The sequence below is a fragment of the Bradyrhizobium sp. LA2.1 genome (genome assembly GCF_040547725.1).
Lineage (GTDB): Bacteria > Pseudomonadota > Alphaproteobacteria > Rhizobiales > Xanthobacteraceae > Bradyrhizobium > Bradyrhizobium barranii.
Window position 1 is genome coordinate 163,198 of the sequence record NZ_JBEPQI010000010.1, and the last position, 20,447, is coordinate 183,644.

General features: G+C 62.2%; 15 protein-coding genes. 3 read left to right on the forward strand and 12 right to left on the reverse strand.

Going from position 1 to position 20,447, the window contains the following annotated elements:
* Positions 1-61: 61 nt before the first annotated feature.
* A complete protein-coding gene (locus ABIB95_RS21255; RefSeq protein ID WP_071911387.1) occupies positions 62-1,048 on the forward strand; it encodes an alpha/beta hydrolase family protein in 987 nt (328 codons plus the stop codon).
* A 17-nt stretch (positions 1,049-1,065) separates the two neighbouring features.
* Here the strand turns inward: ABIB95_RS21255 and ABIB95_RS21260 are convergent, their stop codons facing one another.
* From ABIB95_RS21260 to ABIB95_RS21270, 3 genes are read right to left on the reverse strand one after another with little or no spacing between them, the layout of a single operon-like run.
* Positions 1,066-1,713: a DUF4384 domain-containing protein gene (locus ABIB95_RS21260; RefSeq protein WP_354241828.1), complete on the reverse strand. Its 648-nt coding sequence runs from the start codon at positions 1,711-1,713 to the stop codon at positions 1,066-1,068.
* A gap of 18 nt (positions 1,714-1,731) precedes the next feature.
* A complete protein-coding gene (locus tag ABIB95_RS21265) occupies positions 1,732-3,510 on the reverse strand; it encodes a caspase family protein (RefSeq protein ID WP_354241831.1) in 1,779 nt (592 codons plus the stop codon).
* 57 nt (positions 3,511-3,567) lie between these two features.
* Positions 3,568-5,292, reverse strand: coding sequence for an NHL repeat-containing protein (locus tag ABIB95_RS21270; protein WP_354241834.1), 1,725 nt, complete (start codon positions 5,290-5,292; stop codon positions 3,568-3,570).
* Positions 5,293-5,449: 157 nt separating this feature from the next.
* On the opposite strand from ABIB95_RS21270, the gene ABIB95_RS21275 reads away from it, so the two are divergent.
* Entirely contained in the window at positions 5,450-5,731 is a 282-nt protein-coding gene (locus tag ABIB95_RS21275; protein WP_028156828.1) for a hypothetical protein, read from the forward strand.
* Between the two features lie 98 nt (positions 5,732-5,829).
* Positions 5,830-6,813: a DUF4424 domain-containing protein gene (locus ABIB95_RS21280; protein WP_354241836.1), complete on the forward strand. Its 984-nt coding sequence runs from the start codon at positions 5,830-5,832 to the stop codon at positions 6,811-6,813.
* 9 nt (positions 6,814-6,822) lie between these two features.
* Here the strand turns inward: ABIB95_RS21280 and ABIB95_RS21285 are convergent, their stop codons facing one another.
* Genes ABIB95_RS21285 through ABIB95_RS21325 form a run of 9 tightly spaced genes read right to left on the reverse strand, consistent with a single transcriptional unit; the run spans position 6,823 to position 20,412 of the window.
* Positions 6,823-8,631 carry a serine/threonine-protein kinase gene (locus ABIB95_RS21285; protein ID WP_354241839.1) on the reverse strand — a complete coding sequence of 603 codons (1,809 nt, stop codon included), beginning with the start codon at positions 8,629-8,631 and terminating at the stop codon, positions 6,823-6,825.
* On the reverse strand, positions 8,628-9,404 hold the full coding sequence (locus ABIB95_RS21290) for a PP2C family protein-serine/threonine phosphatase (RefSeq protein ID WP_354241842.1): 777 nt from the start codon (positions 9,402-9,404) through the stop codon (positions 8,628-8,630). Before ABIB95_RS21290 ends, ABIB95_RS21285 begins: the two co-directional genes overlap by 4 nt.
* A 6-nt stretch (positions 9,405-9,410) precedes the next feature.
* A complete protein-coding gene (gene tagF, locus ABIB95_RS21295; RefSeq protein ID WP_354242053.1) occupies positions 9,411-10,112 on the reverse strand; it encodes a type VI secretion system-associated protein TagF in 702 nt (233 codons plus the stop codon).
* Positions 10,109-13,651, reverse strand: a complete 3,543-nt coding sequence (gene tssM, locus ABIB95_RS21300) for a type VI secretion system membrane subunit TssM (protein ID WP_354241845.1) — start codon at positions 13,649-13,651, stop codon at positions 10,109-10,111. The genes tagF and tssM overlap by 4 nt, the downstream gene beginning before the upstream one ends.
* 43 nt (positions 13,652-13,694) lie before the next feature.
* Positions 13,695-15,221 (reverse strand): type VI secretion system protein TssL, long form, encoded by a 1,527-nt coding sequence (gene tssL / locus ABIB95_RS21305; RefSeq protein ID WP_354241849.1) that lies wholly within the window; start codon positions 15,219-15,221, stop codon positions 13,695-13,697.
* Positions 15,218-16,555, reverse strand: coding sequence for a type VI secretion system baseplate subunit TssK (gene tssK / locus ABIB95_RS21310; RefSeq protein WP_014493496.1), 1,338 nt, complete (start codon positions 16,553-16,555; stop codon positions 15,218-15,220). Before tssK ends, tssL begins: the two co-directional genes overlap by 4 nt.
* Positions 16,556-16,603: 48 nt before the next feature.
* Positions 16,604-17,962, reverse strand: coding sequence for a type VI secretion system-associated FHA domain protein TagH (gene tagH / locus ABIB95_RS21315; RefSeq protein WP_354241852.1), 1,359 nt, complete (start codon positions 17,960-17,962; stop codon positions 16,604-16,606).
* 12 nt (positions 17,963-17,974) lie between these two features.
* On the reverse strand, positions 17,975-18,538 hold the full coding sequence (locus ABIB95_RS21320) for a DUF6931 family protein (RefSeq protein ID WP_038935432.1): 564 nt from the start codon (positions 18,536-18,538) through the stop codon (positions 17,975-17,977).
* Positions 18,539-18,543: 5 nt separating this feature from the next.
* On the reverse strand, positions 18,544-20,412 hold the full coding sequence (locus ABIB95_RS21325; protein WP_354241855.1) for a type VI secretion system Vgr family protein: 1,869 nt from the start codon (positions 20,410-20,412) through the stop codon (positions 18,544-18,546).
* Positions 20,413-20,447: the final 35 nt, after the last annotated feature.

The following is a 20,447-nucleotide window of genomic DNA, read 5'->3' on the forward strand; positions in this document are numbered from 1 at the left end:
CAGAGCTTAACACTGGGTCATCCAGGTCCGTGCCTGGATTGGCCGAAGCGGAGCGACCTGCGTGGTTGCGTGTGAGCTTGAGCAAAAGGACGCCAACGCCTTTCCCGGGGTGACGCTCTTTACGAAGCGGCAGGCACCCGGCATGAAGCCGACGGCGGTTTATCTTCCGCCAAAGCACCCAACATCTGCCACCAAGTTCGACGTCGTGATCTGGCTTCACGGCTTCTATGTCAAAAACCATGAATTCCTCTTCCACAGCGACCCAGCGCGGCTGCGCGAACAGGTCCGGGATTCCGGCAAGGACGTAGTGCTTATCGCGCCGTTCCTGGGCTACGAATATGCCGTTGGCGACACCTTTGCCGGAAACTACAGCGTGTCTGACCTGGCAACCGCGAACTGGGGCGAACGCTATATCGAGGAGATCCTTGGAGCTCTTGCCAGGTTCCTGGGTCTCTCCTCGACGTCCATTCCTCAGCTCCAGATCGGCAAGCTCATCATCGCATGCCACTCCGGCGGCGGTAACGGCATGCGCAATCTCGTCGGGAGCCTTGGAAAGTATCAGGGCAAGCTGACGGCCTGTTGGGGATTTGACTGCCTCTACGGTGCCAATGCGCGGCCCGATGATGCGACCTTCTGGTACCAATGGCTGTCCGGACAGAGCGGCCGGGCGCTCGAGATCGTGTATGGTCCATCAACTCTGCCGCAATCGGTGAAGCTGGACCTGATCGGGCGTGGGCTGGCGACGACCGATGGCAATCAAACTCAGCCTCAGCGCCCTGCCCTCAAGAACCTCAGCGTAAGCTTGGGTCATTACGACCTATTCCCGGCATTTGGCCAGATGGTCAGGGTCAACGATCTTGACCCGGCTTTCGTGGATCGCTTCATGATACCGCAGGTCGCGGACCAGCCGCGGCATAAGCCGGCGCCGCAGCGCGGGGAATTCCTCCAGCACGCAATTTCCAACGTTCGCAGCGCTTTTCCCTTTCCAAAGGACATTCATTACATGATCGCCCGGGGTGGCTTCTTCAGCCGACTGAGCAAGCTATAACCCAAGCTTCACCGGACTCACTTGATGGAATAAGATTTGACGTCGAACGACCAATTGTTCGTCACCAGCTTTCCGCTGCTGTTGTCCGGCACGCGCAGCTCGCTGGTCCAGGCCGATAGATAGCTCAACGCGTCGGCCTGACCTTCCAGCTTGCGGGGCATGTCCGGCAAATCGAGCAATTGCACGCGTCGCTCGCTCAGGATGGCGATCATCACTGCGGACCCCGTCGGCGGTGCGACGATATATTCAAAACCACGCTGTCGCGCCGTCGGGGCAGGAACAACAAATTCGACACCCGGCTTGACGAGATTGATGTCGCGTTCGTTCGACTGCGCCAATAGCTCGGGGGTCGGAAAGATCTGGGACATCCGCCCTTCCGCGTCGACGTCGACCAAAATGAGATATCCAGTCCTCCTGGCGGTGACGCCGAACGAGACCTTGCCGCCGACGTTGACGGTCTGGCTCGGCAGGATCTGAAGGGACACACTCGCGGTATTGGTCTGCCCGCGCACCGCTTGTACCGGCCAAAGCCAACGTGCGTACGTCGTGCCGACATGCAACGACGCCGTCGGCAATGGTGCTGCGGGCGCAGCTCCGCTACCCGCCAGTAGCAGCAGGAATGCGAGCCATGGTCGCGCCTGGCGGATCGGTCGAGATGACGGCATGGCCTGCTCCCCTAAGAGTCAGGGGGCACTGAAGAAGCCGATCGAGGCGATTCGCGCGTCTGCGGGCAAGTAACGCTCGAGACTCTTGATCACTTGCCCCGAGGCGCGACGCCGGTTGAACTGCATTAGGGCTGTCTCAAGATCTACCATGCGTTGCTGCGAGGTCACCGCAACGATCTGTTCCGCACCGAACGGCTCGCCGACCCTGAGCGGTAGGCGCAAACTCGCCGATCGGGCCAGCGCCGCATCAGAACCCACCGGATACAACAATTGGATGGTGCCATCGCCAGACACATTGAACAGCAGCACCGCCCTTGACGCCACATCAGACAGGTCAACTTCGACGGTCTGGCCAGCACGTTGTTGGCGATCGTCTGGCCAGATGCGCATGATCTGCGGCGACCGGGTCGCAATGCGTTTCAGTTCACGAATTGCCGCTGTCCGGTCGACTACCGTCGGCAGGTTTGCAACGTCGATCCCGTAGGCGACCACGTCGCCCCACGCGATCACGTCGTGCGACACGGGATCCCAGATCAGGTCGGGATTGTCCGTCGGTTGGACCGCCTGCACGGGAACATCTTTTGGCTTCACGCTTGCAAAATAGCTCGTCTTGCCGTCGAGCGCCGCCAGCCGGATTGGTGCAGCGAGGCGGAGAGGCCCCGGCGCGTCGCCGGCCGGAAGTTCCTTGGTTGCCGCCGCGGCAAGGGTCGGAATGGTTGGTGCCTTGGCCGTGACAGACGGCGGCGCGGGCGCCTGTCCCTCGATGGCCCCGGATCCGGCCGGCCCAGAGGCCGCTCTCGCGGCCGGCCCCTGAATCAGCACGACACCGCGCGTCAATTCGAAGGCGACGTCGGTATCCGGCGTCTGAGGCGGCGATGATACGGTCACGATGTTCTGGCGCTGGTCCGAGAGCTGATAGACCACCTGTCGAACATTGCTGAAGAGCTCCTTGAGCGTCACCTTCCCATCGTGATTGATGTCCGCGCTCCCCTCCACGGCCCGCGCGACCGCATAGCTGAGAGCCCCGCGCAGGCCATCGATGCCAGGGATGCGGACTTCCGGCGCCTTGGTGTAGCGGTCCACCGCAGCCAGGAACGCCGTGTGGTCAAGATCGAGTTCTGACTTCGGATCGTTGCTGTCCGACACCGGCTTGAGTTCGTCGACCAGCAACGTGTAACGCGGGACCTGCCGGAAGCTCATCTCAGCGGCACGCGGATCGATATCGCGCACCATACCGCCGCCGTGGCAGGTATCAGCCACGAAGATCACCCTCGCCCCGCGCAGCTCGAACTGCCGGATGAAATGGTTGAACTCACTGCCCAGAACACGTTCAACCGACCCGGTTGGCGTAATTTCAAAGCCTGGCAGCAAGAACACGTTTTCCATTCCGTCCGGCTCCGAGCCCTTGACGCGCTCCGGCTCCTGGGTGCCATGACCGGCGATCGACAGAAAGATGAGGTCGTTGTTCTTGGTCCGCTCCACCAGTGCACTGATCTCGCGCAGGACGCTTGCCCTGTCGGCCTGGGCGTTCGTCAGTACGACGACGTCGCCAACCCCCATGTTTTTCAAGCTGGTCACGATGTCAGTGGCGTCAGCGACCGCGCCCTTCAATTTCCGCACGTGCTGATAGTCATCGATCCCGATCACGAGCGCGCGCACCGCCGCCCCGTCCGGATTGCTGATCGACAGTCCTCCTGCCGCATATGCGTGAGGGGCTATCAGCCCGATCAGCGCGGCGAGCCCGATGGTGGCGCATAGCCGCCTGATCCCGCAATCAAATCCTCTGGGCATCCGCATCGTGATCCACCTCGACATCATGCCTACCCATTTTGTAGCTCTGGCGACACACCGGGTTCAGCGCCTTTTGCTTGCCGTTTTGCGGCCCGCCGGCGATTGTTCGGTTTCCTGATAGGCGCTCGCTGAAACTGCCGTCTGATCGTCCGCGAAGGCTCGAAAGCGGACCGGAACGTAGCCGCGCGAAAGCAGGCTCGCCAACGGGTAGACGTTGCGGCAGACGCGGCCGTTGCAGCCACCGGTCGAGGATTCCATCACCTCGGCCTTGCGATCCGGCGTGAAGCGCAGGAACAACATCACATGCGAGCCCGGCTTGTTCAGCGCATCGCCGGGCCTCAGGTCCCAGGGGTTTGCCACGGGGGCTGCGATCGCGGGGATAGCGGCAGTCGTGTAGTGGACGGACAGCCCCCACGCGGCGCTGACGAAGGCCGAACAGTCGACGCCAGCCACATCCGGCCGTGGCGCATTGCGAGTGCACACATTGCCAGCCAGCGTTCCGCTCTCGATCCGCTGCCGGAAGTTCGCGAGCGAACCGTGGCAGCCCCAGCAATAGGGTACGCCGCGGACCTCCTGGTTCACCTTTCCCTGCAGATACCACGGCCGACGAACACGGCTGAAGCCGCTGCATTGGCTGTCGGGATCGTTGCCGTAATTCGCCTGCGTCAGCTTCCACTGGATGCCCTCGAACGCAAACGCTGTCTCGATCGCCTGCTGGCGATTGGACGGTCTCACGGCGGCCGACGCGTCAAATTTGACGCCGGATTGCGGTGCCGGCGCGGCTGCCGTTCGCGACGGCCGCACGTCGATAATCGAAGCGTTGGTCAGAGGCCTGAAGCCCACGCCGACCACTTCAATACCGTCCGGTTTGGTCCGCAGGAAATAGACATCGCCATCGCCCGAAACCGTTACGAACCGCCGGGTCAGCGGCGTGTTTTCCAAAGGAAGCTCATAGATTCCTTCGAGACGCCCGTTCGCGGCGTAGCGTGCGACGAACGTGGAGGCGTTCTTTCCCGATGGCGGAACGTCCTCCGCCAGCACATAGAAGCGGTCACTGTTGTCGATCTCGAGAAACTCTACCGTGCCGAGCTGGTTTCGCACCCGCAGGCCGAGCTGGCCGATCGTCTCGTTGGTGACCATGGTCTGGATTTCGACCCGTACGCTGGCATTGCCCTTGTCCGGAATGATGTCGGCGATCACCGAGCCCTTGCTTCGAGTAGCAACATATTGCCGGTCGGGCTGCCGCGTCGTCTTGATGATGGCCGCGCGGGTGTTCTGGTCGAGCAGGTCGGTCGCGCTGCCTGGCGCCTGCGATCCCATCTGGGCAAAAGCCGAGACGGCGACCTGGTCGTCCGCGCCGCGGCTCGAGACCTCTTCAAGCTGGATCACATCACCACCGAGGCCGCGCGTGGATTGCCCCGGCGCCGCCTTGAGCGTCCGTACGCCGCCGTCCCAAACCATGATGTCGTCGTTGTGGACGACGAGATCCGTCGGCTGGACGTCTTTCGGCATGTTGAGGACGTCAGGATCTGAGCTCGGCTGTTTCGGATCAAACTGGAGGATGCGACCGTTGATCTGATCGAGCACAAACAGGTTGCCCTGCCCGTCGACGCTGAGTGCTTGCGGTCCCGCGAGTTCCACGTCCTCGCTGGCCGGGACGATGCCGACCATGGAAGCAGCCGAACCGCCGGCAAAGCTGCGTACGACAGTATCGTCGCCATACGCCTTGGTTCCAAGAATGCCAGCACCAACGATGAAGACCCAGATCCAATGATTTGGACGAAGCATGTTCGCCTCAATGTACCCCGAACCGATCGCCGCGTCGGATCGACTAATCCGAGATGCCGTTGATGCGGCGCGTCAATTAGTGGTGAGCAATCTCAATCACGTTCAATCTATCACTGGACGGTGATAGTCCGAATGTCTTCAGCTTGCGGTGCAAAACATGGCCCGGAATAGATTTGAGCAGGTGAGCGAAGTCCAGCCAGACGCGATCACGCTTGTCCTGAAACGCGACAATGACGGCATCTCCGGATCGATCGTGCTGCCGGCCGCCGCGAGCGGGGGACGGCTGACCACCGACCAGGTCAGCGCGCAGTTGCCGGCTCAGGATGCTTTTCGCGGCGCGATCCGGCTGGCAAACGACGTAAAGCTCGCGCTCGTAGTGTGCGATCCAGACGGGGTCTGGAAGTCCGAGTGGGGCGATCTTTATCAGCCGATCGATTGACCCGCATCGGATGGAACCAGCATATGCTGCAACGCCGCATCGAGACTAGCTTGCCGAACGGACCCTCGCCCCGACCATCGTTCTGGATACGGGCCTCCATGGTCGCGCTGCTGGTTGCGACGGGCTGGCCGGCACGCGCCAACGACTCGGCTGCGGAATTGTCGATCGGCGGGCTCCAGTTCGTACGCACCAATGACGTGGCCATGGAGAGCGAGAACCTTCGTATCGCGCTCGACAGGATTAGCGTTCGCTACCAATTCGCCAACGTCACCGCCAAGCCGGTCACGCTTACCGTTGCCTTTCCGCTGCCCGACATCGACCTGTCGGAGGCTGAGAACATCGCACTGCCGTCAAATGATCCGATCAACTTCGTCGACTTCGAGACCAAGGTCGATGGCAGCCCGGCGCCGCTGACCGTCGATCAGCGCGCAATGGTCGGCAACAGGGATGTCAGTGCCCTGCTCCGCGAACTCAAGTTGCCGCTGCTGCCGATTGGTAGCCGCGAGATCCGGGTGAACGACCTGCCCGAGGCGATCAGGGTCCGGCTCGTGGACGACGGACTTCTGATACCTGCCGGAATGAGCGACAACGGCCGGCAGCAATATGCGCCGGGTTGGGTTATCAAGACCTCGGCTGTGCGCCAGCAGGTGTTTCCGCCCATGCGCACCGTCTTGGTCGAACACCAGTACCGGCCGAGCGTCGGCTCAAGTCCCGACACCATCCTGCGCTCGAGCCTGCGCCGCAGCGGCGCACTCGCTCAGGAAGTCGCGCGTTACCGGAAAGAGTACTGCGTCCAGGATACGTTCCTCGCCGAACTCGACAAGCGCGCGAGCAGTAACCAGACCAACAGCGCGAAGCTGCAGGAGCGGCGCATATCGTATGTGCTCAAGACCGGCGCGAATTGGGCCGGGCCGATCCGCTCATTCAAACTGACTATCGACCCAGGCGGCAGCGACCGCTTGGTGAGCTTCTGTCCTGGGCGGCTAAAGGCATCGTCTGCGACTGGAAACATGCTTGAATATACGGCAAGCGACTTCAAGCCGGATGCCGACCTGAAAATCCTGGTGATCGGAACATTCTGAGCGTGCCGGTCAATTGGTGAGCAGCACGTAGCGCGCGGCCGCGATGACAGTCACCTTGTTGCGCTGAGCCTCGCTTAGCGCCTGCAGAAAGAACGTGTCGGCAGCCATCGGTCGCGGCTGGCGCAATGAGTCCAGAACCTGAGGAACCGCCACGACCAACAGCAATTGCGGACCGCTCGCGCGCGCTGTCGGGAGCGTAAACGAAAGTGAGTCGATGCCCGGCTTCAGAAGGTAAGAGAGGCTCTGGACTTCGCCGCGATCCGACACCATGAGCAGCTCCACCACGCGGTTGGCAAAATTCTCAATGGTCCCATTGAGGGTTTCGCCGCCCTTCAGCTCTGTCGCTGACAGGGTGATGCGTGGCATTCGCGCCTGATCGCTCCCGACCTGGCTCAAGAACTTGACGGCTGGGCATTGCGCCTGGGTCACTTGCCTGACGCCGACCGAAGCTTCGAAACCCTGCTCACGCCGAAACGCTTTGTCGAAGGTGTCGAATGGGGCGGTCGAGGCACCGAACCCTTCGATGACAGCCGCATTTGGGCTCACAGCAATCGGCAAGACAAAGAAGCAGTCACCGCCAGAATATTGGGCCACGTATTTGCGGATGCGCTCAGCTCGCCCCGGCCCATCGAGCGCCGGAGAAGGCGTTGCCGTCGGCTGCGCGGACAACTTCTCTGTCTCCTGGCGTCCGGGCTGTGGTCCAGCGGGCTCGACCTTCGGCGGCACCATTGTTCCAGCGAGTTTCGGAGGTGGCGGCAAGACCGCGGTGCCGGGCGCTGACCAGACCAGCTTGTAGAAGGCATATCCGCCACCGCCGACCAGCAGCAACAATGCCGCCACGCCCGCCCCCAGCCAGAGGCCGCGCGCGCTCCGCGCGGTCGACGGCATCCTGTCCTGAGACGCCGGCGCCGCGCTTTCCGGCCGCCGTAGCGGATCAAAGCCATATAACGGCGCAGCCGGTGTCTGGGCCGAACCGGTTGGCGTCCAGCTGGCGACCTCCCCCATGGTCGGGCGCAAGGCCGGATCGGGCTGCAGCATCCGCTCCAGCAAAGGCCGGATTCGCATATCCACCGCACCGAGATCGGGCACACGCCGGCGCTTCTCCACCAGTTGAAACTGGCTGCCGCCCATGTCGAGTTTCTGTCCGGTCAGCGCATGGAACAGCACAAGACCGAAGCTGTAGACATCGGATTTCGCAGTCACGTCATTGCCGTACAACCCAACCTGTTCCGGCGATGCGTAATTGTCCTTGCCGGCGAAGCCCGAGCCGATGATGGTCTTGTCACCCATCTGGGTCGACCGCGCGATGCCGAAGTCGATGATCTTGGCCCGCCTGACGTCGTCGAGCGGAACGATGATGTTGTCCGGAGAAACGTCACGATGGATGATGCCGTGCTCATGGGCAGCCTCCAGTCCCGATGCGACGCGCTGCATCAGCCTGATCAGCGCCTCGAAGGTCAACGGCCCATCATCGAGCATGTTCGAGAGCGAGCGGCCATTCACGAATTCCATCGCGAGATAAGGTCGCTGCAGCACCGGCTCCACGGTAAACAGGAAGTAGCGAACGATCGCGTCATGCGGAAGATTGTGGAGTGCCGCGGCCTCTCGACGGAACAGCGCGAGCGCCGCCTCGTTGTCAACCATGTCGGGCAGCAGCATCTTCACGGCAACAGGCGATCCAGTCTGGATCTCGCGGCATTTGTAGACCTCACCCATGCCGCCCGCGCCGATCACCGCTTCGATCTCGTAAATGCCGTTGAGACGCGTGCCGGGCGGCACGCCGTGATAGGACGATCGGAACGGATCGTTCGGGGTCATGGTTGCGGCTCCCGATTGAGCGGAGATCTTGTCGCCTCCTGAGATCGTGGCGTCAGCAGTCGCACGATCACAATCGTCACATTGTCAAGCCCGCCACGATCAAGAGCCAGCGCGAGCATGTCATCACAAGCCGCCTGGGCGCGTCGCGTAGCCGCGTGCTGCAGGATCTCGTCGTCCTGCACGTGCCTGGTCAGGCCATCGCTGCAGATCACGAAGATATCCTCCGGCTCGGCCGGGCCTGTCACCACCTCAAATTCCGGATCATCGGCGACACCGACGGCACGAGTAATGGCATTGCTCGGCCAATCATTCACGTCTTCGCGCGACAGCGTACCTTCGGCGATCAGTTCCTCCAGTTCGCTGTGATCATGCGACACTTGGCTAATTGCGCCACGACTGATCAGGTAGACCCGGCTGTCACCCGCCCATATGCAGGCATAGTAGCTATCGCGAACGAGCAGAACCGCCGCTGTGGTCCCGACGGTGGCACCCTGTCGTTCATGACTTAGCGCCAGTATCTGCTGGTTTGCGCTGAACAGCCGCTCCTCGCATTCCGCCAGCAGGTCTGCGGCTGATTCTGGCGTGCCGATCGCGTCAAGCGACTGCACGACAATGCGACTGGCGAGATCGCCGGCCTCGTGACCACCCATACCGTCGGCGACCGCCCAAAGGCCGACGTCGGTTCGGACCAAACATGAATCCTCGTTCCGCTCCCGCACCCGTCCGGCATGGGTGACGCTACCAACATCGAACAAGGATGGAATATGCACCATCGCGTGTCATCCATTCCCGGATGCCGCGTGGCCGAGATCACCGGTCAGCAGCGTGATGTAGTGAAACGGATCCGGTAATCCGCGGCAACTCAGCGCCATTGGCGGAAAGCCTTCCCCTCCGGCGGTCCACCAGAAGCTGGCCGCGGCGTAGACCTGTGGGTTGGCGGCGCAAAGTGCTGCAAACGACCCCGCGAAGGCGTCGACCGCCGAAGCCCTTCCCATTGTCGCAGTACCAAGCGACGTGATCGCCGGACCGCCGGCGATGGTCTCCTGCAGTCGTGGCACCGCAAGCCGATCCAATGCATCGGAGATCTGCTCGAAGGTTGCCGCCCGATCCAGGGTCGAAAGCATGAACGCCTCCACTTGCCCGAACCATTCGTCCTGCGGATCAATGCTCGGCGGCGGCAGCGAGACGGCCTCGCCGGTCACCGCATGCAGGGTCAAGGGATAGTATCGCCCCACCCCGTCGAGCGAGGGCATGATCGCACCCGCCACTGTCGTGCCGCAGATCGCGGCGCCGAGCCAAAACCGCCAGACCGGCGCGGTCAGAAAGGCCTGCTGCCATCCTGGGCCAAGCTGGTGGCGACTTGCTGACAGCGCGGCCTGTACCCACGGCTCCCAGGCTTCAAGGAAGCTGCGCGGGGTCGCGATCGCGATGAAATCGCGCTTGGCGCCGATCTTGCCGAATAGCCCGCAACGCATGGTCATATCCCGGTCGGGCAACGAAACTCGCGCAGCACTGACAGGTTCAGCGGGTTGCGCAACGACCCAGTCGAAATTTGATAGTTGAGCTCGCGCCCCGCGACGATGAAAGTCGCGCTGGCCGTTTCCGCTTTCACAACCAACGAGCCCGCCTCCAGCATCCGAAATAGCGACCAGGGACCAATGCGCTCAAGCACGGATGGCGCGCCGGTGTCGTTACTAACTGAAATTGCCGTTCGCGGCGCTGGGCCCGGCCATAGGACGGTCGTTGGCGAGTTGCTCTGTGGCGGTGGTGGTGGCGGTGGCGTCGGTTGCGGACCGCCGAACAAGGACGACGTGGCCGGTCCGGGAATGGTTGGGCTCGCAATCGTGGTGCCGCCGATCTCGGTCTTAACGGTCACGCCTGGCCCCGGTGCCCCAGGAGGCCGGATCGCGAAAGAAACGGCGGGCACACCGCCGCCCGTCTGGAAGAACGCATCCCGGATATAGGCCGCATTCTGGAATTGTTTGAGCGTGTCGGGCGAGAACGACCGACCAACGGGGCTCTCCTTGCGCCAAGCCCAGTCCGACCGCGACGTGTCGGCATAAGGTGCCAGGTACTGGGTGAAGAACTTGTCCATAACGCCATTCGGACTGAACAATTTGGCAAAATCCGCCAGCGGGACTTCCTGGCCGCTGCTGCGGACAAACGGGTAGCGGTTGGCCACGGTCTGTTGGCAAACCGGCGTGACCTGATCGCGCAACGTTTGCAGGATTTGCCCGGCGGTTGAAGCCGCGATGCTGCCTTCGAACTCCGCGGCTGCTGCGCGCAGCATGTCGGAGAATGGCGGTGGCATGCGCGAGGCATTGTTGCGGAGCGCTGCGACCTGGGTCTGAAGCGCAGCCGTGGCCTGTGCTGTCAGTTGGGGATTCTCGATGATCAACGTCAGGTTCTGCGCGATGTCGTTCAGGTTCGCGACGGTCGAGTCGATCGGCCGGCGGGTGCTCTCGCCTTCGAGCGCCGCGTGGTAAGGTTTGAACTGTGCCTCGATCGTCGCGCCGGGCGGTCCATCCTGGGCATTCGTGAAGAGTGCCGGCGCCGGTGTGGCAGCTGGCGCCGAAGCGTTCGCCGGCTTCGCGCGTTCCTTGGTCAGCATCGTCTCGTCGCGCACCGATTCCAGAATTTGCCGCATCGGCGAGGTCGGCGCCGAAAGCGCCCGCAGCACCTCGTATTTCGGCTTGTCGGCGAGCAGCTTCTTCAGGCGCAGGCTCCCGAGCGCCGTTCGCCAGGTCGTCACGAAATCGTTGGAATAGATGTTGAGCAGATCGCCGGCCAGATTGTCGTACTGCTGGTCGATGGCCGACTGCTGGCCTGCATCACCCAACACCCATCGCTCCCGCTTCATCCGCTCAGACAATCCGGACAGCCGGGCGACGAACTTCTGATGGAAGCCGTTATACGTGAAGAACTCAGCTACCCGCACCGCGTCCAAAGGCTGCCCCGTCGTGGTTTCGAACACGACACCCATGTCGGGTCCGCCATGGCGGCTAGCGATCCAGTCGCCGGCGGTCGATGCGCGAGCCTCCGATTTCAGAAACTCGTAGGCACGTTGCGACACGCTCAGGCGCGCCAAGGAGTTCTGGGCCTGCTTGATCAACCGGCCGTCGAGTTCGACCAGCGGCGGCTGCTCGGTCTCGAGGTCGAACATTGCCACGAGGTTCTCGTCGAGCAGACGCCGCCCTTCCGCGTTGGTGGCGCCAGGATAGAGGTTGTCCGCCCAGTCACGCTGCATCCAGGAGCGGATCAGCTCGCGGTCCGGCGACTGCAGGCCGCCGACCATCAGATAGACCTTGAGCGCCTCGTAGACGAAGGCAGGTTCGTTGATGCGCGCATTGAGCTGCTCCTCGAGGCGATACAGCAGGCGCGGCCGGAACATGCGCTCAAGCGCCGTATGATAGGCCGCCTTCGAGGGCGACAGCAGCCGGGCGTGCTGACTGAGCCCGTAGCGAGCCGACAGAGGCACCGACTCGCCGCGCGATCCGTAGCCTGCCGGGGCGTTGCGCAGCCGGTAGAGTAGCGGCAGCACCTTGTCGAGATCATGATCGGCAATCAGCGTCTGCTTGATAAGTGGTACGCCGGCGGCCGCATACTCGCTATCCGCCTGCAGGCTTTGCTCGATCAAATCGGAGTTCCGCTTGTAGCTCATCAGCCAAGCTGCGATCAGTCCGATCGAGACCAGGCCGATCAATGACAGGGCCGCGGTTTTCAGGATCAGCGCGCGGCGCACCGCGGCACGGTCGGTCGAGACCCAGTCGGCCTCGCCGATGATGACCTTGGAAATCAGATCGGCGAGGAAGAAGCTCTTGCCCGTGCCCGAATAGGATCCGGAACCGACCTCCTCAGCGCCGAATGTACGTGCCAGCGACCCGATCAATTGGTCGATCGGCGTGCCCTGCTGCGTACCCGAGGTGAAGTAGAAACCGCGCAGGTTCGCGTTCACATGATAGCGCGTCGGCTCGAAGATCTGGTTGAGGAAGTCGTGGATCTGGGGCTTGAGCCGCGCCATCTGCGCCGGAAAGCCGAACAATTGCACGCGGTGCTGGGGCGTCGGCTCGTCCTGCAGACGGTCGAGCGTCTCCTCGCTCAGGCGCTCCAGCAGACGGTCGAACTCGACCGGGATCTGCCCCACCAGATTCTGCGTCTTGTCTGCGGTCTGGAACGTGGCACCCCAGACCTGGCGGCGGCCGGCCTCGCCGAGATAGGCGAAATACTCGGTGAAGCCGGCAACGAGATCGGCTTTGGTAAATAGCGCGTAGACCGGGAAGCTGACCTTGAGCCTCTGATGCAACTCGAGCAGGCGCATCCTGATGGCATCGGCGTGAAGTGCGAGTTCCTGCTTCGGCAGCGTCAGGATGTCTTCGATACTGATGGCGACAAGGACGCCGTTGATCGGCTGGCGCGACCGGCTTTTCTTCAGGATGTCCAGGAACGCCAGCCAGCTGTCCTTGTCGGCCTTGCTGTTGGAGTCCTGGGTCGTGTAGCGGCCGGCGGTATCGATCAGCACCGCCTCCTCGGTAAACCACCAATCGCAGTAGCGCGTACCGCCGACCCCCGCGATCGCTGCGGGCGTCGCCCCGCGCGCGAGCGGAAATTTGAGCCCGGAATTGACCAGCGCCGTGGTCTTGCCGGCGCCGGGCGGACCGATGATGACGTACCACGGCAGATCGTAGAGATAGCCCGACTTGTTGCCGCTGGCGGTCTTCAGCGTCGCGAGCGCATCCTTCATGCGCTCCTTGAGCACCGGTTCATCGCTGACAGGCTGGTCCGCACCAGCGATGCCATCGGCAATCTCCTTGGCACCCTTGCGCCGCTTGAACAGATTGAGGCCAACGACGCCTGCCACGACCGTGGTGAGCAGCAGAATAGCGATCTGCCGGACGATATGGTTCTCCAGCGGTCGCCAGTCGCCGAACGCGATGAAGGGACCAGCGAGATAGATCACCGCTCCGAGCGAGCTGAGCCCTACTCCGTAGAGAACGATGCGAAGAATGTCCTTGGCAAGCATCTAACCGTACCTGTCGCAAACCACCTGACCCGGCGGTATCTGCCTATTCGCTGCGTTCGATAAAGATCTCGACGCGCCGGTTCTTGGCGCGTCCCTCGGGTGTCGCGTTGCTACCGATTGGCGCATCTGCTCCTTTGCCCTCGACGTCGACGCGCGAACCATCGGTCAAGCCAGGCTTCAGTGCCGCGGCAACCGCCTTGGCGCGCTCGACCGACAACTCGAAATTTGTCGGGAAGCGGACTGTGCGGATCGGCGAACTGTCGGTATGGCCGACGACCCGGATCCGTCCCGGCTCCTTCTCGAGGGTTGCCGCGACGCGGAGTGCGATCGGCTTGAAACCGTCGAGGATGGTCGCCTGGCCCGATGCAAACAAGGCCAGATCGCAGACCCTGATCACGATGAAGCTCGGGGTCTGGTCCGCCGTCATGGCACAGGCGGTGTTCTCCTTCGCGAGCGCGTTGCGGATGCGTTGCAACTGGGTGATGCGATCCGGCGGTGGTGGAGGCGGCGGCGGCGGCGGTGGTGCAACGACCTGGCGCTTGAGCTCGATCGGGCCGGCTGGATGAAGCGCGAGCGCCACCTCGGCAGCATTCTCTGCCCGGCCAGCGAGGAGCGTCCGCAGGACGAAATAGGACCCGGTCAGCAGCGCGGCGACGACGGCCGCCACGAGCCAGACCGGAACGCGCAGACGCTGCCGGCGCCCCGCCAGCGCCTGCCCGCGCCAGTTGGGCGACAGGTCGCTCATCGTCTTCGGCCGAACCCGGCGCAGCAATTCATAGAGGTTACGCTGGATCAGTTGCAGGTTCGCAAGTCCGCCCGCTGACGTCCGGTGAATGCCCTGAAAACCAAGCGCAAGGCAGGCGTGCTGAAGTTCGAGGACCGGATAGTTGACCAGTGGATCAACCTTCAAATGGTCGAGAATCTCAAAGAAACGGACGCCGCCGACACGCTCGCCGAAGAACCGGCTCAGCATCGAATATTGCGTCCAGACGTGGCGCTCCTCGGTCGGGATGTGCTGCACGATATCGTCGGCAGTGGCACACAGGATGTATTTCGCCGTGTTGGCCTGGTGCTCGGATATGCCCGCGGAACGGATGTCCTTCTCGAAGAACTTGATCGCGTCTGCAACCTGCTCCATCAAACTCGCGAATGACGCGCGCATGAGCGCCACCCGCAACCGACCAAGCAGCTGCAGCAACGGGCCCGCAGCGCGCATCACTGGATTGGCATTTGGCGCGACGAGATCGTCGACGCGCAACGGCGGTCCTGGCGGTAGCATGGGCTGCTGCGCCTGGGCTTGCGCGGGTGTCGATATCCATTCCTCAGCGGGATGGCTGGCCGGCGCGGAGGCGTAGTTCGAGCCCTGCGGGACAGGAGAAAATGATGGCGGTGGCGCCGGCGCGCCGGGAGAGGGTACCGGTGACGGCGAATAGCCTGGACGTGCCGCAGGCCCCTCGCCCGGCGGCGGCTGAGAGGTCGGCGCCGGCGGCAACTTCCCGCCGGGGTTGGGACGGATGATCGTCCGTTCGCCCCGACCGAAAGGATTGACCGGCTTGTCCCTGTCGCTCATGGCCTGTCTTCCAGGATGGCCCAAAGGTACAGCTCAAGCTCCGGCCAGTCGCCGGAGAAATGCATTCCGATCGAGGCCGCCGTGCTGAATTCGGGCCACAGCGGCGACTTGCGGTCGAGATAGAAATAGACGTGATCCGTGATGGCCCGGATGTGCGGCGGCGGCGTCGGCAAATGCGCCAAGGTCAGGCCCGGCAAGTTTGCGTGCACGATCTCGTTCATCTTGGTGTTCGGCCCGACCTTGAACAGGTGCGGGAAATCGTTCTGGATCTCCACGAGCGGCCGCCGTGCGGCAACCTCCAGCACCAGGGTCGCGTTTCGGAATAGCGCGCGGTCGCGGATCGGCGACACGAACGCATTCTGTGCGCGCTCGATGATCTCCAGGCGGATCGCCCGCCGGCCCAATCGCGCGCTCAGGAAGTCCTGGATGTCGCTCACCAAGGGTGTGAAGACGTTCTCAAGATCGTCGTGATCGTAAGCCGGATAGTTGCGCGCCCGCCGTTCCGCCGTAGAAAATGTCGCAAGTTCACCCGCGAACCTCAGCAATTCCTCGTACAGGCGCTCGGGGTGCACGCTGCCGGAGCGCTGGAAATGAGTCAGGACGGGAATGGTACGGTTCAGCACTTGCAGGACCAGATAGTCGACGCTCTGCAACCCACCGCCGGATGACGGATCGACCGCGTAACGCGCCAGCTCGTCGAGTTTAGTCTCAACCCAGCCGATGATGCGGTTAAGCCAGCCATCGATGATCGGATGCGCAGCGCAGATCAGCATCGGCGGCACGAATTTATCGTCGAACAGGATGTTCTTGTCGCGCACCTCGAGAATGCGCGCGATGCCGAGGCCCATGTATCCGGGCTTGCTGCTCTTGCGCAGTTCGAAGGACAAGCGCGGATAAGCGATGTCGATCTCCTCCTCGATGCGTAGCGCAGAGGTCGAGTCAATGAAGGTTTCCGAACTACGAACATAACGACTGGCGCTGTCGGTGCGATCCTCGTCGACCTCGCGGGTGTTTGGCGCTGCGACCGGCATCATCAGCCAGACGACCTGGCCTGCGGCCGTCTCCGGCACATCGATCGCTTCGGGAATTTGGCTGTCCGCAGGGATATCGAACGGCGTACCGTCCGGCATGACGCCGGACGCATTGCGCACCGCGAACTTGCTCTGTTCGGTAAGATCCTTGTCGATCTCCAGCTGGGCAAAGCCCCACGGGTATGGTGTCGTGTAGCGAACGCGCTTTTCCAGCAAGTGTTCGATGTAGCGGTCGTTCTGCTGCAGATGATGCGGCCGCAGAAACAGACCTTCCGACCAGAAAACTTTGCTGTACCAAGACATTCCTACATCCACTTAGAAATTGTCGGCAGCCGCGTGGTCGCCGATAGTTTACTTTGAACCGGGCTTGTCGCCGCGGTCGTAATAGTTCGAGAAATGCAACATAAAGGTTTCGATCGGCGCGCTGTTGTCGCGGCCGAGATGCGCCTTCCAGCGCGTCAAGAACTCGTCCCAGAGTTTGCCCTTGTTCGTGCCGAGCCAGGAGCTTGCGCCACGCTGAAGCTCGAGCTCGCGCGCCATCAGCGTCGGATCTATGCCCGCAATCAGCTCATGGACAGCGTGCTGCATCGCCATGTAGGTCTTCAACTGATGTGACTTGAGATCACTGAAGCCTTGTGCAAAGGCGCGCTGTGCGTCGAGGTAGCTGCGCGTCGGCGGCCCAAAGAGAATGCGCATCGCTTCTTCTGAGGTCGGCGAGAACTTCAGCGGATTATTTTCGAGGGCTTGGACGGTGGTTTGGCTGGTGCTACGGGTCAGCTGCTTGGCTTGGGTCCGCGCCTGCAGCAGCGCTATCAGATTATCCACGGTCATACGCAAGATGACGCCAAGCTGTTCGGCGAGTTCGGCATCGGACTTGCTGGCAAAGAAATTGTCCGGCAATCCTGCAGCGCGCGCCACCAGTCGCGCGAACTCGGGACCGCCGACTGGCTTGGCCGTGACAGGTCCCTCGTCTGCCGCTTGCGCCGGGCGCGATGGCGATGCTGGCGGCTGGGCAGCGGCTGGTTCATCATCGATCCATACCGACGGCCGGCGTGGGGTCGGCATAATGGGCGGGCGCTCGACTTGCGGTTTCGGCGCGTTGGCTGGACCGGCTGCCCAGTTCATGTCGTCGTCCTGCTCGGACGGTTGGTACGGAGACGCCGGCGGTGACCGTCGGAAAGGGTCTACACCCGGTGCCGGGACGCTCGCCGCCCAATCCAGGAACCCCGGATTGACGGGTCGCGCAGCCTCGCGTGGCTTCTTCAACAGTTGCGGATCGATCGGCGGCGGAACGTCACGATCGGCTGTCCAAAGCTCTCCGTAGTCGGCATGCTGCTGGACCGAGGGTTCGCGCAGTTGCGCCTCATGGTTTGGGCTGGGCCCGCCGGCCTCATTCTCCAGCGAAACTCCGATGATGTAGTGGCCGATCGTGAGCCGGTCACCGTCGCGCAAGCGGTGCGGCCCCCGCATGCGCTGGTCGGCACCATTGAGAAAGGTGCCGTTGGTCGAAACGTCGTGCAGCCAATAGCCACCGTCGCGAAAGTGCACCTCGCAATGCTTTCCGGAAATCGTCCGCGCCGGATCCGGCAGCGTCCAGTCGAGGTGACGGTCCCGGCCAATATCGACTGAACGCCTGCCGGTGACCGTAAACGACACAGGTCCGCCATCCGGAAGGTTCGGCTCGTTCTCGATATTAAAGCGAAGCACCATCACATCGTCTCGTTAGCGCGGAGGGCGCGGTTCGCCGCGTGCCAATTGAATACCATCCTCTAGGCATGACGTCATTATCCGGTCCCGGGAGTCACGGGGGAGCCGGCAGAGGCCGATCAGCAGTGCTGCACGCACCGCCCGCGCGGCCTGATCTGGCTTAGCTTCCACGGGCGCAAATTCCGGGGGAACCACGCTTCCGCCGGACCAGCCGGCCGCCAGCGCCAGCCATGTCGCTGGCTGCTCAGGATCATTGGCATTGCCGACCGCCAGCGCCTTGTTCCGGGACTGCTCGTCCGGTTGCCGGACCCAGGTCTCCACAATATTGAGCGACCTGGTATCGCTGGCGTCGAAATGGTCGAACATCAGTCGCAGAGAGCGACATCCCCAGGCAACTGCTACGCGCCTGGGAAGCAGATAGGCACAGTAAGACACGGCCGGGTGCCAATTCCGCGCATCGGCGGCCTCCTGAAGGAAGTCTAGCGAAGGCTTATCAGCGTCGGCTTTGCCGACATCATAACGTGCCAAGGGATAGGCCTGAAACAGATCCTGAACCGTACCGAACCGAACTTGTCCCATGACCGTCAACCGACAAGGGTTGGAGTGCCGTGGGCGACCAGCGGACCACCGGCAGCAAGCGCCATGCCGGCCTGCGCCGTCATGGCGATCGTCGGCGCGTTGATGACGATGCCCGCCGGGGTCAGAATGATCTGACTAGGACCCACCTGTAGGGTGATGTTGGCATTGGCCATGAGCGTGATGCTGAGGCCTGCATTGACAGACTGGTCCATGGCCAAAGTGATGTGCTGACCACCCAACTGGATATCGAGCTTATCATTGCCGTTCTTGAGCGTGGTGTTGCGCGTGTCGCCGCCAAATGCAGCTTCGCCGATGGTACGTGTCTCGGTGTCGCGGACCGTTACGTCGTGGTCCTTCTCGGCATGCACCGTGATCTTCTCGGATCCCTTCTTGTCCTCGAAGCTCCACTCGTTGAAGCCGCCGCCGCCTTTGGTGGAGTCCGACTTCAATCCCGCAATCGTCTTCTTCGACGGCAGATCGTAGGGCAGCTTGTATTCGTCGTTGTACACGGTGCCGATCACCAGGGGCCGGTCCGGATCACCCTCCAGGAATTCGATAACGACTTCCTGTCCGACGCGCGGGATGATCTGACCGCCCCAGCGCTTGCCAGACCAAACCTGAGCCACGCGCAACCGGCACGACCGCTTCTTCTTCCGATCCCAGAAAAAGCGGACATAGATTTCGCCCAGGGACTCGACGTCGATTTCCTCGCTCGAATTATCGTCTTTGGTCACCACCTTGGCCGTCTGGATGCCGTTGATTCTTGGCTTCGGCGTCATCATTAGCGCTCGAAACGGCCGATCACTCGGCAAGAACTCGTAGCTGCCGAAATAGACGTGTTGCCCTGCGTCGCTCGGACCGCCGGTGCGATAGGATTCGATCGAGAACGAGTGCACAGCTCGCACCACGAGGTATTCGACGTTCTGCGAGTCCTTGGAGTGCTTTTCGAGCTTCGTCAGCCCACCGGGGAACAGGTTGACGGCGTCGCCATTGCCGCGGCGACGCCGATCCATCGCCTGCTCTGCCTGGAGCTGGATCTTCGCGTAGCGCTCGCCGTCGGATTTCTCCTTGAACTTCCCGGGATAGTCATAAAACTCCATCTCCGACCGAGTGTAATGCTCGGAGCCCTTGGCGTCGCTGATCATCTGAGCGTTGGGCTTCTGATAGTTGTAATCGTTGAGTTCGATCTTGCCGGTACGAAATCGTCGCTCCGATACCCATTCATAGATGTGCTGCTCGCCGCGCCGGTCGGAACCCGCCAGCGGGATGTAGGGAATCGTAGCAAGACCTTTGATCGGACTGTGCGACGATTTGGAGTCCGCCAACACCAGCGTGTGCTTGCCGCCCTCATGCTTGAAGAAGTAGTAGATGCCGTGCTGCTCCATTAGCCGGCACACGAAGTTCATGTCGGTCTCGCGGTACTGAACGCAATATTCGAGCTTCGGACAAGAACCCTCCTCGGTGAGTTTGGATTCATAGTCGGTGAAGCCGCGTTCGTTGAAGACCTCTTTGATGATGTCGGGCGCCTTCTTGTCCTGAAAGATCCGGCAATCGGTGGTCCGCGACAACAGCCATAACCAGGGCCTCAGCACGATCCGGTAGCTGAAATAATCGTTCTTCACCCCGAGCCACTGGGCTTCCGTCAGAATGCCGCTGAACTCACGCTCCTTTTCATGCAGCTTTATGGTCAGCGTGCACTGCTGACCGATAGCGCGGTCGAAGTCGAGGTCGGCATCCTCACTGAGACACTCGATGCGATACTCGAACAGTTCGCTGAGACCTTCCGAGCCTTCGAATCCGGCAAAAACCAAAACGTCCTTGCCAAGAGGCGTCTTGAGTTCGCAGAGGCGGGTATCCTGAGTAAGCTGGCCCATGTGGGCTTAAACTCCCTCCTTCGATCGAATGACCC

Bases quoted from the DNA above. Each gene is read 5' to 3' on its own strand.
- ABIB95_RS21260 (WP_354241828.1), bottom strand. From the start codon at position 1,713: ATGCCGTCATCTCGACCGATCCGCCAGGCGCGACCATGGCTCGCATTC.
- ABIB95_RS21265 (WP_354241831.1), bottom strand. From the start codon at position 3,510: ATGCGGATGCCCAGAGGATTTGATTGCGGGATCAGGCGGCTATGCGCC.
- ABIB95_RS21270 (WP_354241834.1), bottom strand. From the start codon at position 5,292: ATGCTTCGTCCAAATCATTGGATCTGGGTCTTCATCGTTGGTGCTGGC.
- ABIB95_RS21275 (WP_028156828.1), top strand. From the start codon at position 5,450: ATGGCCCGGAATAGATTTGAGCAGGTGAGCGAAGTCCAGCCAGACGCG.
- ABIB95_RS21280 (WP_354241836.1), top strand. From the start codon at position 5,830: ATGGTCGCGCTGCTGGTTGCGACGGGCTGGCCGGCACGCGCCAACGAC.
- ABIB95_RS21285 (WP_354241839.1), bottom strand. From the start codon at position 8,631: ATGACCCCGAACGATCCGTTCCGATCGTCCTATCACGGCGTGCCGCCC.
- ABIB95_RS21290 (WP_354241842.1), bottom strand. From the start codon at position 9,404: ATGGTGCATATTCCATCCTTGTTCGATGTTGGTAGCGTCACCCATGCC.
- tagF (WP_354242053.1), bottom strand. From the start codon at position 10,112: ATGACCATGCGTTGCGGGCTATTCGGCAAGATCGGCGCCAAGCGCGAT.
- tssM (WP_354241845.1), bottom strand. From the start codon at position 13,651: ATGCTTGCCAAGGACATTCTTCGCATCGTTCTCTACGGAGTAGGGCTC.
- tssL (WP_354241849.1), bottom strand. From the start codon at position 15,221: ATGAGCGACAGGGACAAGCCGGTCAATCCTTTCGGTCGGGGCGAACGG.
- tssK (WP_014493496.1), bottom strand. From the start codon at position 16,555: ATGTCTTGGTACAGCAAAGTTTTCTGGTCGGAAGGTCTGTTTCTGCGG.
- tagH (WP_354241852.1), bottom strand. From the start codon at position 17,962: ATGGTGCTTCGCTTTAATATCGAGAACGAGCCGAACCTTCCGGATGGC.
- ABIB95_RS21320 (WP_038935432.1), bottom strand. From the start codon at position 18,538: ATGGGACAAGTTCGGTTCGGTACGGTTCAGGATCTGTTTCAGGCCTAT.
- ABIB95_RS21325 (WP_354241855.1), bottom strand. From the start codon at position 20,412: ATGGGCCAGCTTACTCAGGATACCCGCCTCTGCGAACTCAAGACGCCT.